The sequence below is a fragment of the Streptomyces sp. ASQP_92 genome (genome assembly GCF_025399895.1).
Classification (GTDB): domain Bacteria; phylum Actinomycetota; class Actinomycetes; order Streptomycetales; family Streptomycetaceae; genus Streptomyces.
Window position 1 is genome coordinate 144,596 of sequence record NZ_JAODUA010000010.1, and the last position, 14,097, is coordinate 158,692.

Below are 14,097 nucleotides of genomic sequence, written 5' to 3' on the forward strand. Positions count from 1 at the left end.
CACCCGCACTACCTTCGGGAGTGAAGGAGGGGCGCACATCGCGGTGTGCCCACCCCGATACGTACGTCCCCTGCAAAGGTGGAAGCGTGAAGGCAATCCGTCGATTCACCGTGCGCCCTGTCCTGCCCGACGACCTGCGGCCGCTCAGCGACCTCGCGCGCAATCTGCGCTGGTCCTGGCACACCGAGACCAGAGAACTCTTCCAGTTCGTGGACCCCGACGGCTGGCGGGCGGCGGGTGAGGACCCGGTGCGGCTGCTGGGGACCGTCAGCGCCGCCCGGCTCGACTCGCTCGCCCAGGACCGCCGCTTCCTGCGCCGTCTCGCCGCCGCCGCCGACGACCTCGACGACTATCTGCACGGCCGCCGCTGGTATCAGGAACAGGGCGGTGAACTCCCGTCCGCCATCGGCTACTTCTCTCCCGAGTTCGGCATCACCGCGGCCCTGCCCCAGTACTCCGGCGGCCTCGGCATCCTCGCCGGCGACCACCTCAAATCCGCAAGCGACCTCGGTGTTCCGCTCATCGGGGTCGGCCTCCTCTACCGCCACGGCTACTTCCGCCAGTCGCTCTCGCGCGACGGCTGGCAGCAGGAGCACTACCCCCTGCTCGACCCCAACGAGCTGCCCGTCTCCCTGCTCCGGGAGGCCGACGGCACCCCCGCCCGGGTCTCGCTCGCGCTGCCCGGCGGCCGGGCCCTGCACGCCAGCATCTGGCAGGCCCGGGTCGGCCGGGTGCCGCTGCTCATGCTCGACTCGGACGTCGAGGAGAACGCGCCCGGCGAACGCGATGTCACCGACCGGCTCTACGGCGGCGGCAGCGAGCACCGGCTGCTCCAGGAGATGCTGCTCGGCATCGGCGGGGTGCGCGCGCTGCGTACGTACTGCCGTCTGACCGGACACCCGGAACCCGAGGTGTTCCACACCAACGAGGGCCACGCCGGCTTCCTCGGGCTCGAACGCATCCGTGAACTCGCGGGCGAGGGGCTGGAATTCGACGCCGCCCTCGAATCGGTGCGGGCCGGAACCGTGTTCACCACCCACACCCCGGTGCCCGCCGGCATCGACCGCTTCGACCGCGAACTGGTCGCCCGCCACCTGGGAGACGACGCCGAACTGCCCGGCGTCGACGTCGAGAAGATCCTGCGGCTCGGCATGGAGACCTACCCCGGCGGCGAGCCCAACCTCTTCAACATGGCCGTCATGGGACTGCGGCTCGCCCAGCGCGCCAACGGGGTCTCCACCCTGCACGGCGCGGTCAGCCGGGAGATGTTCGCGGGGCTTTGGCCCGGCTTCGACGCGCAGGAGGTGCCGATCACCTCCGTCACCAACGGCGTGCACGCCCCGACGTGGGTGGCGCCCGAGGTGTTCCGGCTCGGCGCCCGCCAGATCGGCGCGGGCCGCACCGAGGACGCGATGACCGTCGGCGGCTCCGAACGCTGGGACGCGGTCGCCGACATCCCGGACGCCGAGATCTGGGAGCTGCGCAGGGAACTGCGCGAGCAGCTCGTCACCGAGGCCCGGGAGCGGCTGCGCGCCTCCTGGCGCCAGCGCGGCGCCGGAGCGGCCGAACTGGGCTGGATCGACGGGGTGTTGAGCCCCGACGTGCTCACCATCGGCTTCGCCCGGCGGGTGCCCTCGTACAAGCGGCTCACGCTGATGCTGCGCGACCGCGACCGTCTGATGGAGCTGCTGCTGCATCCGACCCGGCCGGTGCAGATCGTCGTCGCGGGCAAGGCGCACCCGGCCGACGACGGCGGCAAGCGCCTGGTGCAGGAACTGGTGAAGTTCGCCGACGACCCGAGGGTGCGCCACCGGATCGTGTTCCTGCCCGACTACGGCATGGGGATGGCGAAGAAGCTCTACCCCGGCTGCGACGTCTGGCTCAACAACCCGCTGCGCCCCTTGGAGGCCTGCGGAACCAGCGGCATGAAGGCGGCCCTGAACGGCTGCCTCAACCTGTCGGTCCTGGACGGCTGGTGGGACGAGTGGTTCGAGCCGGACTTCGGCTGGGCCATCCCGACCGCCGACGGCTCGGCCACCGACGAGGACCGGCGCGACGAGCTGGAGGCCAACGCGCTGTACGACCTCATCGAGGACCGGGTCGCCCCGCGCTTCTACGAGCGGGGCACCTCCGGGCTGCCCGACCGCTGGATCGAGATGGTCCGCCAGACCCTCACCACACTGGGTCCCAAGGTGCTCGCGGGGCGCATGGTGCGGGAGTACGTCACCCGGCTGTACGCGCCCGCCGCCGCGGCCCACCGCACCCTCGAACCGTCCACGGCAGGCGAGTTGGCGCGGTGGAAGGCGCGGGTCAGGGGCGCCTGGCCGCGGGTCGCGGTCGATCACGTCGAGGCGCTGGCACCGGTGGCCGCGGCTCCGGGCGGCACCGCGGAGCTCGGCTCCACCCTGGCGCTGCGGGTGCGGGTCGCGCTCGGGGAGCTCGGGCCCGACGACGTCGAGGTGCAGGCGGTGGCGGGCCGGGTGGACGCCGCGGACACCATCGCGGACGCCGCCGCGTTCCCGCTGAAGCCGACCGGCGGCCCCGACCTGGAGGGCCGCTGGATGTACGAGGGCCCGCTCGCCCTCGACCGCACGGGCCCCTTCGGCTACACCGTCCGGGTGCTGCCGGCCCACCCCCACCTCGCGACCCACGCGGAGCTGGGTCTGGTGGCGGGGCCGACCGAGGCGACCGGGGAGGGCGCGGGCGTCCTCATGCGCTGAGTCCGCGCCCCGAGTCCGCGCCCCGAGAAGGCGCGGACATGGGCGGTGCCCGGAGCCTTGTGGGCTCCGGGCACCTTCACTTTCCGGCCAGCCGCCTGGTCAGAAGGTGAGTTTCCTCAAGGGGAACGTCACGGCTGTCGAAGCCCGGAGGTTCAGAAGGTCAGCTTGAAGTCGGTGATGGTGCCGACGTCCTGCGCCGCCTTGTCCTGGACCTTGAGCTTCCAGGTGCCGTTCGCCGCGACGCTGGAGGCGTTCACGGTGTACGTCTTGTCGAGGTTGCGCGTCGAGTCCGAGGACGAGCTCTTGAGCCGGAACGACGTGCCGTTCGGGGCCACCAGGTCGATCTGGAGGTCGCCGATGTAGGTGTGGGTGATCTTCACGCCGACCTGGAGGGTGGCCGGCGCGTTGCCGGTGATCCCCGAGACGGTGACCGGGTCGGTGACCGCGGCGCCCGGGTAGTCCGGGATGGCCACCTGGCTGGTGCTCTCGAAGACCTTGCCACCAGGGTTGCCGCCACCGGCACGGGCGCCGACGTTGATGCCCGCCCAGGCGTTGGTGACGTTGGTGACCTCGGCGCTGTTCGCGCCGTACAGCTCGGTCGCCGCGGCGATGGTGCCGGCGCGGGCACCCGCGTAGTTGGTGCTGGAGTTGAACTTGGTGGTCAGCGCCTTGTACCAGATGAGCTGGGCCTTGTCGCGGCCGATGCCGGTGACCGGCAGGCCGTCGGAGGTCGGCGAGTTGTAGGTCACGCCGTTGATGACCTTGGTGCCGCTGCCCTCGGAGGCCAGGTAGAACCAGTGGTTCGCGGGTCCCGAGGAGTAGTGGACGTCGAGGTTGCCGACGCCGGAGTACCACGCGTCCGCGGAGCCGCCGTCCTTGCTCGGCTTGTCCATGTAGCGCAGCGGGGTGCCGTCACCGTTGATGTCGATCTTCTCGCCGATGAGGTAGTCACCCGGGTCGGCGGAGTTGTTCGCGTAGAACTCCACCGACGTGCCGAAGATGTCGGAGGTCGCCTCGTTCAGACCGCCGGACTCGCCCGAGTACTCCAGGCCCGCGGTGGCGGCCGTGACGCCGTGCGACATCTCGTGGCCGGCCACGTCGAGCGCGGTCAGCGGGTCGTTGTTGCCGGACCCGTCGCCGTACGTCATGCAGAAGCAGCCGTCGTCCCAGAACGCGTTCACGTACGAGTTGCCGTAGTGGACGCGGGAGTAGGCGGCGACGCCGTCGCCCCGGATGCCGCTGCGGCCGAAGACGTTCTTGTAGAAGTCCCAGGTGGCTCCGGCGCCGTAGGCGGCGTCGGCGCCCGCGGTCGCGGCGTTGGTGTTGGTGCCGTCACCCCAGGTGTCGGTGGACTGGGTGAACAGCGAACCGGTGCCGGACGTACCGTGGTTGAGGTTGTACGTCTTGTGGCCGCCGCGGCCCGTGTCGGTCAGCGTGTAGCTGGAACCGGACTGCGAGGTGCCGAGGGTGACCGTGCCGCTGTAGCGGGTCTTGCCCACGCCGGTCTCGATGCCCTGCCACTGGTGCAGCTTGGCACCCGTCTTGGCGTCCGTGATGACGTGCAGCTGGTTCGGGGTGCCGTCGTCCTGAAGCCCGCCCACGACGGTCTCGTACGCCAGGGTCGGCGCGCCGTTGACCATCCAGATGACCTTGCGGGCGCTGTCGGCCTTGTCGGCCTTGGAGCCGGCGGCCTTGGCGGCCTTGAGGGCCGTGGTGGTGGCGGTGGCCGGGGCATCGGCCGGGGCGCTCGTGGAGATGTCCTTGAGCTGGGCGCTGTTCGCCTTGATGACGCCCTTGGTCTTGCCGGCCGCGGTGTCGACCATCAGGTCGCCGCCGAGCACGGGCAGGCCCTGGTAGGTGCGCTCGTAGCGGGTGTGCGTGGTGCCGTCCTGGTCCTTGGACACATCGTGGACGACCAGCTTCTCCTGCGCGCCGAGGCCGAGTTCCTTGGCGGTGGCCGCCGTGGTCGCGGTGGCCGTGCGTATGAGCTCGGCACGCTGGGAGGGGGTGAGGCTCGCGGGCAGGGCGCCCGGGTTGCGTACTGCCTGGGCCTTGAGGGCCGAGGCGGCCGCGGAGTCGTCGGGGCGTGCGCTGGCGCTACCTGCCTGGACGCCGACGCTGAGCATGGCGGCTGCGGCGATCAGGGCGCCGGTGGCGGTGGCACGACGACGGTGCGTGGATCTCACGCGAACTCCTTCTGCGAGGGGGATCCGGTCGACTGGGTGGGGCCGACCGGGCAGAGCAAAGCGGAGCAAGTGCGGCAACGAGATGTGCTGCGCGAAAACTTTGTGCGAGGAACGGGGGAAGAGTGCCAGCAGGGGAGAACCCGTGTCAGGAGCGCGTCAATAAGTTGGCCGAAAACCGTCCGTTGTCCGAAGGTCGTCGTTCGTTAAGCGGACGTTTCGTGGACGCGTGCGGCGATACCGTCCACAAGTCGGCCGAGGCCGAAACCAAAGAGCGAGTCCAAGTCCGGCTCGAACGGTTCGTGTTCGAACACCGTGGTCAGGACGGGGTATCCACCGCCCGACACGATGGCCGCAAACCGCCCCCCGTTGCGGGCCATCCACGCGTCGTTGGACACCCCGGTGTCGTCCGCGGGGTGCGCCGCCGACTCCATGGCCATGCCCAGTCCTTGGACGAACGCGATGAGGGTGGGTGCGTGGGGAGGGCGTCGAGTGCGCTTTCGCGACGTGCCGCGCGGGGCGGCGGGGCGGCGGGGCCGCGGGGCCCGTGGCGCGTCCCCGGGGGGCGGCGGTAGGTACCCCACAACTCGCCTGCTGCGGCGGTGATTTGTTCCCGCCAGTCTCGGCAGGGGTGCCGGGGGCGGTGCCTCGCGGGGTGTCGCGTCCGTCATCGGGCGTACGAGTTCTCCGCCTGGTCGGCACGGCCGGTACGACGGCGTCGTGGAGGTGCCGGGTTCGCGCCCTCCGCCCGCCGCACCGGTGGCCCCGCCAGTCCCTCGCCGCCCGCGGGACGGCCCGCGCGGGCCGTCCCACCGGCACGGCTCAAAGCCACCGGGCCGGCGGTGCCGGGGGATGCCGCTTGGGGGGTGGGGGTGGGGGCGCGTTGTGGGGTGCGGGCCGTGCGTGGCTGGTCGCGCAGTTCCCCGCGCCCCTTGGGGGGTGGGGGTGGGTTTGTGGGGTGAGGGCCGTGCGTGGCTGGTCGCGCAGTTCCCCGCGCCCCTTCAGGGCTGGGGTCGCGTTGTGCGGTGCGGGCTGTGTGTGGCTTGTCGCGCAGTTCCCCGCGCCCCTTCCGGGCTGGGGTGGGTTTGTGGAGGGCGGGTTGCTGGTTGCGCGGGGCCTTGCGTCCTTAGGGGCCGGCTTTGGGAGTTGGGGCCAGGTGGTGCTGTCAGGGGCGCGGGGAACTGCGCGAACGGCCCCCTGCGGGTCGCAGTCGAAGGGAGACGTGGGGGCTGGCTCGGATGGGCCGGTGATGAGAACTGGGTTGGGGCAAGGGTGGCCTTTTGGGGGCGCGAGGAACTGCGCGATCGGCCCCCGGCGGGCCGCGGTCGAAAGGAGACGTGGGGCCCGGGCCGGGGTGGGCAGGGGTCTTTAGGGGCGCGGGGAACTGCGCGATCTGCCCCCGGCGGGCCGCGGTCGAAAGGAGGCGTGGGGGCCCGGGCCGGGGTGGGTCGGGGGCTTTAGGGGTGCGGGGAACTGCGTATGCGGGCAAGGGGGTCGGGGGTGAGCCCCGGGGGTGTGGGGGCGCGGGTAGGGTGCGGGGCGTTCGAGATGGAACGACCGCAGGAGCCCCCACCATGACCGACCCCCGCATAGGCCCACCCCACTTCGGCACCGAACGCGAAACGCTGCGCGCGTTCCTCGACTACCACCGCGCGACGCTAGCCATGAAGTGCGAGGGGCTCGGCGACGAGGAGCTGCGTCGGCAGTCGATGCCGCCCTCGACCCTGTCCCTGCTCGGCCTCGTACGGCACATGGCCGAGGTCGAACGGACCTGGTTCCGCCGGGTGTTCGAGGACCACGACGTCCCCATGGTGTGGTCCGACAAGATCGACTTCCAGGCCGCGTACGACGCGAGCGAATCCACCCGGGCCGAGGCGTTCGCCGCCTGGGAGGCGGAGGTGGAGCACTCCCGGCGGATCGAGCGGGACGCCGAGTCCCTCGACCTCGCGGGCTACCAGCCGCGCTGGGAGGAGGAGGTGTCGCTGCGCATGGTGATGCTGCACATGATCCTGGAGTACGGCCGCCACAACGGCCACGCCGACCTGCTGCGCGAGGGCATCGACGGCACCGTGGGTGCCTGACGTCGAGGGAGCGATGCCGGGAGTCACCCCGCGCGGCGCGGGGGCCTCGCCGGCAGTTCCACCGTGACGCGCATGCCGCCCGCCGGACGCGGGGTCAGGGTGAGCGTCCCGTCGTGGGCGGCGGTGATGGACTGGACGATGGCCAGACCGAGGCCGACGCCGGCGTGATCGGTGTGGACGCGGTCGGTGCCGCGCCGGAACCGTTCGGTGAGGGTCGCGGCCCGCTCCGGGGCGACCCGCTCCCCGGTGTTCTCGACGGTGAGCACCACCGCCGTGGGACGGACGGCGGTGGTCACCCACACCGACCCCCGCGCGGGCAGGTTGTGGACGATCGCGTTGTGCACCAGATTCGTCGTGAGCTGGAGCAGCAGCGCCGGTGATCCGGTCGTGGGCGCGACGTCCCCGCCGGTTTCGAGGGTGACACCGCGCCGCTCCGCGAGGGGCAGCAGCGTTTCGGTGGCCTCCTCCGCCAGCAGGGACAGGTCCACGGGTTCATGGGTGACGGTCCGCCGGTCGGCCCGGCTGAGCAGGAGCAGAGCCTCGGTGAGGTCGATCGCCCGGGCGTTGACGGCGTGGAGGCGTTCGACGAGTTCACCGGTGTCGGACGGCGGATCGGTGCGGGCCACGTCGAGAAGGGCCTTCGAGACGGCCAGCGGCGTGCGCAGTTCATGGGAGGCGTTGGCCGCGAACCGCTGCTGTTCGGCGACGTGCGCCTCAAGTCGTTCCAGCATCGCGTCGAAGGCGTCGGCCAGTTCGCGGAACTCGTCCTGGCGGCCCGGCAGTTGGATCCGGTGCGCGAGCGATCCGTGCGCCGCCAGACCGGCGGCGGCGGTGATGCGGGTCAGCGGGGCGAGCATGCGACCGGCCAGGAGCCAGCCGCCCAGAAGCCCGAAGACCAGCAGGAACGCCAGGACTGCGGCCGCCCGGGGAGCGAAGACCTCGAGGAGGGCGGAGCGGATGGGGAAGACGCCGTCGACGGGTCTGACGTCGGGGTTGATGAGCATCGCGCGGTCGGGGACGTACCGCAGGAGGAACGCCCACACCGCCGCGAGCAGCAGCACGCCCGCCAGCATGAGGAAGCCCGCGTAGCTGAGGGTGAGCTTGAGGCGGACGCTCAGCCCGCGCGCCCTATCCACGACGCCCGCCTCCCTCAGGTCCCTCGGGCCCGCCCCGCGGCCCGGTGTCGATGCGATAGCCGACGCCCGGCACCGTGGCGATGATCCAGGGCTCACCGAGCCGCTTGCGCAGGGCCGAGACGGTGATGCGCACGGCGTTGGTGAACGGGTCCGCGTTCTCGTCCCAGGCCCGTTCCAGGAGTTCCTCCGCGCTCACCACACCGCCCTCGGCGGCGACGAGGACGTCCAGCACGGCGAACTGCTTGCGGGTCAGCGCGACGAAGGAGCCGTCCCGGTAGACCTCACGGCGAAAGGGGTCCACCCGCAGCCCCGCGAGTTCGCGTACGGGGGGCCTGTTGTGGGCGCGCCTGCGGTCGAGCGCCCTGAGCCTGAGCACGAGTTCCCTCAGGTCGAAGGGTTTCGTGAGGTAGTCGTCGGCGCCGAGACCGAACCCGGACGCCTTGTCGTCGAGCCGGTCGGCCGCGGTGAGCATCAGGATCGGCATGCCGCTGCCGGAGGCGACGATGCGCCGCGCGATCTCGTCACCGGAAGGACCGGGTACGTCGCGGTCGAGGACGGCGGTGTCGTAGGCGTTGACGCCCAGGAGTTCCAGCGCGGTGTCGCCGTCTCCCGCGATGTCGGCCGCGATCGCCTCCAGACGCAGGCCATCGCGGATGGCCTCCGCCAGATACGGCTCGTCCTCCACGATCAGCACGCGCATGGTTTCGATGCTACGAGCGGCGACCTATCGCGGGTGTATCGGAAAGCGCATACGGGACGGCAACACCGCGCGGCCTCGACTGGTGCCATGCAGCGAAACCCACCACCATCCCGTACCAGTACATCTCCCCGGGCCGCCGAGCCGGCGAAGACACGGACGGACACCGCGCGAGCCGGACAGGACGACAGCGGCCGCCCCGGCACCGGCATCGACGAGCCGGACACCGGACGCCCCGGCACCGGCACCCACCCCCAAGACGCCGCGACCGGCGGTCTCGGCGCGCGTCTTCGCCGGGCGCTGCGCCATGCCACCCGGCCGGGCCCCTGGAAGCGCGGCCGGGTGCTCGCCGCGCTCGCCCTGCTGCTCGGACTGCTCCTACCGCTGCACGCGCGGATCACCGACCGGGCGGGACTCGGCAGCCTGGTGGAGACCTTCCTGCCGTGGAGCGGCCTGGGGGTTTTGGTGCTGCTGGCGGCGGCGCTCCGACGTCGCTCCGCCACCGCACTGGCCGCGCTGCTGGTGCCGGTCACGGTGTGGCTGAGCCTCTTCGGGGGCCTGCTCGGCGACAAGTCCCACCCGGGTGGCGACCTCACCCTGGTCGGCCACAACGTCGGCGCCGACAACCCCGACCCGGCCGGCACCGCCCGCGCCCTCGCCGCCTCCCACGCGGACGTGCTGGCCCTGGAGGAGATCACCGCGCGGGCGAGGCCGCTGTACGAGAAGGCGCTGGCGGCGACGTACCCGTACCACAGCGTGCAGGGCACGGTCGGGCTGTGGAGCACGCTGCCCCTGTCGGACGTGCGGCCGGTGGACACCAAGATGGACGCCGGGCCGCTCGGGGAGGCGAAGCCGGCCGACGTCAAACTGGCCTACACCCGCGCGCTGCGCGCCACGGTGGCCACCGACCGGGGCCCGCTGGCCGTGTACGTGGCCCACCTGGGGTCCGTACGGGTGCTCCCGACCGGGTTCTGGACGGGCTCGCGCGACCGCAACGCGGGGGCGCTCGCCGACGCCCTCGCCGCCGAGCGGAACCAGCGCATGGTGCTGCTCGGCGACCTGAACGGCACCGCCGACGACCGCGCCCTCGCCGGCATCACCTCGCGGCTGCGCTCGGCCCAGGACGAGGCGGGCAGCGGCTTCGGGTTCAGCTGGCCGGCCGCGTTCCCGGTCGCGCGGATCGACCAGATCCTGGTGCGCGGGGTGCGCCCGGAGAGCTCGTGGGTCCTGCCCGCCACCGGCAGCGACCATCTGCCGGTGGCGGCCAGGATCAGCCTGTGAGCACTGCCCGAAGGGCTCGCGCCCGTCAGGCCAGGCTGTCGCGCCAGGCGCGGTGCAGATCGGCGAAGCGGCCGGTGCCGGCGATCAGTTCGGCGGGAGGTCCGTCCTCGACGATGCGGCCGTGCTCCATCACGAGGACCCGGTCCGCGATCTCGACCGTCGACAGGCGGTGCGCGATCACCACCGCCGTGCGGCCGCCCAGGACCGTGTGCATGGCGCGCTGCACCGCCCGCTCGCCCGGAACATCGAGCGAGCTGGTCGCCTCGTCGAGGATCAGGACCGCCGGATCGGCGAGCAACGCCCGTGCGAACGCGACGAGTTGGCGCTGGCCGGCCGAGATGCGGCCGCCCCGCTTGCGTACGTCGGTGTCGTAGCCGTCGGGCAGGCTCGCGATGAAGTCATGGGCGCCGATCGCCTTCGCGGCCCGCTCGATGTCGTCCCGGGTGGCGTCCGGGCGGCCGATCGCGATGTTCTCGGCGACCGTGCCGGAGAACACGAACGCCTCCTGGGTCACCATCACGACCCCGCGCCGCAGATCCCGTACGGACAGCTCGCGCAGATCCGTTCCGTCCAGCAGGACGCGGCCGGCCGAAGGGTCGTAGAAGCGGGCCAGGAGCTTGGCGAGGGTGGACTTTCCGGCGCCCGTCGAGCCCACCACGGCCACGGTCTGGCCGGCCGGGATGGTCAGGTCGAAGCGGGGCAGCACCTCGCCACCGGTCCGGTAGCCGAAGCCGACCTGCTCGAAGTCGACGCGCCGGCCCGGGAGTTCACCCGCCGTCTCGGGCAGCGGGGTCGGCCGCGCCGGCTCCGGGACCGAGGGGACCTGGGCGAGCAGTCCGGCGACCTTCCCCAGGGAAGCGGCCGCCGACTGATAGGAGTTGAGGAACATCCCGAGGCGGTCGATGGGGTCGTAAAGGCGGCGCATGTACAGCACCGCGGCCGCGAGCACCCCCAGCGCCAGGGTGCCGTCGGCGACCCGCGTCGCACCCCACAGGACCATCGCCGCGACCGTCAGGTTGGCGACGAGACGGGAACCCACCACATAGCGGGCCATCTCCAGGAGCGCGTCGCCGTTCTTGCGCTCATGGCGCCGGTTCAGCTCCTGGAACTCAGTGTCGTTGGCCCGCTCGCGCCGGAAGGCCTGCACGGGACGGATGCCGTTGAGCGTCTCCGCGAACTTGACGATCACCGCCGCGATCGCCGTGGACCGCGCCCCGTACACGGCCCGCGCCCGGCGCTGGTAGAGCCGGATCAGGAAGTGCAGCGGGAGGTAGGAGGCGACGGCGAGCGCGCCGATGCCCCAGTCCAGCCAGAGCAGCATGGCGCAGATGTAGACCGAGGAGAGGATGACCCCGATCAGCTCCTGGAGGCCCTCGCTGAGCAGCTCGCGCAGCGACTCGACGTCGGTGGTGGACCGCGAGATCAGCCGGCCCGAGGTGTACCGCTCGTGGAAGTCCACGCTCAGCGCCTGCGCGTGGCCGAAGATCCGGCCGCGCAGATCGAGCAGCACGTCCTGGTTGACCGAGGCCGAGGCCCGCACGAAGGCGTACTGGAAGAACCCCGAGGCCAGCGCGCTCACCAGATAGCCGACGCCGACGACGATCAGCGGCCCGTAGTCGTGCGCGCGGAACGCCGGTACGCCCCGGTCGATGGCGTACGCCACGAGCAGCGGGCCGGCCTGTGCCGCGGCCTGCTGCACCACGAGCATCAGCGTGGCGAGCACCACCCGCCGGCGCAGCGGCCGCAGCAGCGACCTCAGCAGTGCCCCGGTCGCCCCGGGCGGCGCGGGCAGTTCGTCGCGGTCGAAGGGGTCGCCCTCGCCGGCGGCGGCCACCGCCGGTTCGTCCGTGCCGGTCTGCTCCCCGACGGTCGTGGTCATCGCCCGTCCTTCCCCTCGTCGTCGTGGTGTTCTCCGGCACCGGACATCAGCCAGGCGTACTCGGCGCTGTCCCGCAGCAGTTCCTGATGCGTGCCGACGGCGGTGATGCGGCCACCCGACAGCAGGGCCACGCGGTCGGCGAGCATCACCGTCGAGGGGCGGTGCGCGACCACCAGCGCGGTGGTGTCCTGAAGGACCCGGCGCAGCGCCGCCTCGACCAGCGCCTCGGTGTGGACGTCCAGGGCGGAGAGGGGATCGTCGAGGATCAGGAACCTCGGCCGCCCCACCACCGCCCTGGCCAGCGCGAGACGCTGCCGCTGCCCGCCGGACAGGCTCAGCCCCTGCTCGCCGACCTGGGTGTCCACGCCCTGGGGGAGCCGCCGTACGAAGTCGGCCTGCGCGATGTCGAGCGCCCGCTCCAGATCCTGTGGGCCGCCGCCGCCCATGAGGACGTTCTCGCCGACGGTGGCGGAGAAGAGCGTGGGCTCCTCGAACGCCACCGCCACGAGCCCGCGCAGCCGCTCCCGCGACATCCGCGCGATGTCCTCCCCGTCCAGCGTGATCCGCCCCGCCCCGACCTCGTGCAACCGCGGCACGAGCGCGGTGAGCGTGGTCTTGCCGGACCCCGTCCCCCCGACCAGCGCCATGGTCTCCCCGGGCCGGATGTGCAGATCGATCCCCGCGAGCACGGGCGCACTGCCGTCAGCGGCATCCGGATACCGAAAGACAACCCCCTCGAACCGGATCCCCCCGCCACCGAATTCCGTCAACCCCTCGCCCACTGACGCCACTTCGTCCCTGCATCGGCTCATTCCACCCCCGCCCACCAGCAACTCGGCCGCGTGGGCCACCAATTCAGCGCTGCCCGGCACCAATTCAGCCCCTCCGGCGTTTGAGGAGCGGGGGCCCGGGGGCAGAGCCCCCGGCACACGGCCCGCGGACGAAGCCGATACGGAACCAAGGGACCCGGGGTCCGGGGCAGAGCCCAGGAGGCCGGAGAAACCAGCACCCTCCTCCTCCGCATCCATCGCCTCAAAGAACCGCACCGTAGCCGTCGCAGACTCCTGGCTCATCGCCAGCAGGAACCCGATCGACTCCACCGGCCACCGCAGGGCCAGCGCCGTGGACAGGAACGCCACCAGCGTCCCGGCCGAGAGGTCCCCGTCGGCCACCTGCACCGTGCCGAGCACCAGGGCCGCCCCGATGGCCAGTTCGGGGATGGCGGTGATCAGGCCCCAGAGCCCCGCGAGCAGCCGCGCCTTGGCGAGTTCGGTGCCGCGCAGCCGTCCGGAGAGCTCGCGGAAGGCCAGTGCCTGGCTGCGGTGCTGTCCGAACCCCTTGATGATCCGGATGCCGAGGACGCTCTCCTCGACGACCGTCGTGAGATCGCCCACCTGGTCCTGCGCCTGCCGGGCGACCAGCGAGTAGCGGGTCTCGAAGAGCGAGCAGAGGATCACCAGCGGGATCACCGGCACGAGCAGCACGAGGCCGAGGCTCCACTGCTGGGACAGCAGGATCGCGAATCCAGCCAGGATCGTGACCGAGTTGACGAGCAGGAAGGTCAGCGGGAACGCCAGGAACATCCGCAGCAGCATGAGGTCCGTGGTGCCGCGCGACAGGAGCTGGCCCGAGGCCCAGCGGTCGTGGAAGGAGACCGGAAGCCGCTGTACGTGCCGGTACAGATCGGCCCGCATCTCCGCCTCGACACGCGCGAGCGGCCGCGCCACCAGCCACCGCCGGAACCCGAAGAGCGCCGCCTCCGCGAGCCCGAGGAGCAGCAGGTACAGCGCGCCGAGCCACACCCCGCCGGGGTCGTGCTCGGCCACCGGCCCGTCGACGATCCACTTCAGGACGAGCGGGATCACCAGGCCGAGACAGGAGGCGACGACGGCCACGAACGCCGCGCTGAACAGGCGCGTTCGGATCGGGCGCACGTAGGGCCAGAGCCGCAGGAGCGAGCGCGTGGCCGACTGGTCCTTGGGAGCTGCATGTGTTTCGGACATCGGGCCGAGCCTACGGATGGGCACGGACAGTGCCCACCGAGTTTCGGACGGGCCGCGCTCGTCCGCTGGTCCTAGGACCTGCCCGGCGGATCTTGTCCGGGACGCCGGGAGTCGTAG

General features: G+C 72.0%; 9 protein-coding genes. 3 read left to right on the top strand and 6 right to left on the bottom strand.

Going from position 1 to position 14,097, the window contains the following annotated elements:
- Positions 1 to 86: 86 nt before the first annotated feature.
- Positions 87 to 2,720 (top strand): alpha-glucan family phosphorylase, encoded by a 2,634-nt coding sequence (glgP, locus tag N4G70_RS21830; protein WP_261714365.1) that lies wholly within the window; start codon positions 87 to 89, stop codon positions 2,718 to 2,720.
- 152 nt (positions 2,721 to 2,872) lie between these two features.
- Here the strand turns inward: glgP and N4G70_RS21835 are convergent, their stop codons facing one another.
- Together N4G70_RS21835 and N4G70_RS21840 are read right to left on the bottom strand one after the other, a co-directional pair.
- A complete protein-coding gene (locus tag N4G70_RS21835; RefSeq protein WP_261714366.1) occupies positions 2,873 to 4,906 on the bottom strand; it encodes a M4 family metallopeptidase in 2,034 nt (677 codons plus the stop codon).
- A gap of 203 nt (positions 4,907 to 5,109) precedes the next feature.
- On the bottom strand, positions 5,110 to 5,343 hold the full coding sequence (locus N4G70_RS21840) for a hypothetical protein (RefSeq protein WP_261714367.1): 234 nt from the start codon (positions 5,341 to 5,343) through the stop codon (positions 5,110 to 5,112).
- 1,134 nt (positions 5,344 to 6,477) lie between these two features.
- Here N4G70_RS21840 and N4G70_RS21845 point away from each other — a divergent pair.
- On the top strand, positions 6,478 to 6,984 hold the full coding sequence (locus N4G70_RS21845; RefSeq protein WP_261714368.1) for a DinB family protein: 507 nt from the start codon (positions 6,478 to 6,480) through the stop codon (positions 6,982 to 6,984).
- A gap of 23 nt (positions 6,985 to 7,007) precedes the next feature.
- On the opposite strand, the gene N4G70_RS21850 is transcribed toward N4G70_RS21845, so the two are convergent.
- Entirely contained in the window at positions 7,008 to 8,120 is a 1,113-nt protein-coding gene (locus tag N4G70_RS21850) for a HAMP domain-containing sensor histidine kinase (RefSeq protein WP_261714369.1), read from the bottom strand.
- A complete protein-coding gene (locus N4G70_RS21855) occupies positions 8,113 to 8,820 on the bottom strand; it encodes a response regulator transcription factor (RefSeq protein WP_261714370.1) in 708 nt (235 codons plus the stop codon). Before N4G70_RS21855 ends, N4G70_RS21850 begins: the two co-directional genes overlap by 8 nt.
- Before the next feature lie 87 nt (positions 8,821 to 8,907).
- Here N4G70_RS21855 and N4G70_RS21860 point away from each other — a divergent pair, with 87 nt between their 5' ends.
- A complete protein-coding gene (locus N4G70_RS21860; protein WP_261714371.1) occupies positions 8,908 to 10,098 on the top strand; it encodes an endonuclease/exonuclease/phosphatase family protein in 1,191 nt (396 codons plus the stop codon).
- Between the two features lie 25 nt (positions 10,099 to 10,123).
- Here the strand turns inward: N4G70_RS21860 and N4G70_RS21865 are convergent, their stop codons facing one another.
- Both N4G70_RS21865 and N4G70_RS21870 read right to left on the bottom strand, forming a co-directional pair.
- Positions 10,124 to 11,977 carry an ABC transporter ATP-binding protein gene (locus tag N4G70_RS21865; RefSeq protein WP_261714372.1) on the bottom strand — a complete coding sequence of 618 codons (1,854 nt, stop codon included), beginning with the start codon at positions 11,975 to 11,977 and terminating at the stop codon, positions 10,124 to 10,126.
- The gene (locus N4G70_RS21870) at positions 11,974 to 13,980 is read right to left on the bottom strand and encodes an ABC transporter ATP-binding protein (RefSeq protein ID WP_261714373.1); all 2,007 of its coding nucleotides are present in this window, start codon (positions 13,978 to 13,980) and stop codon (positions 11,974 to 11,976) included. The genes N4G70_RS21865 and N4G70_RS21870 overlap by 4 nt, the downstream gene beginning before the upstream one ends.
- Positions 13,981 to 14,097: the final 117 nt, after the last annotated feature.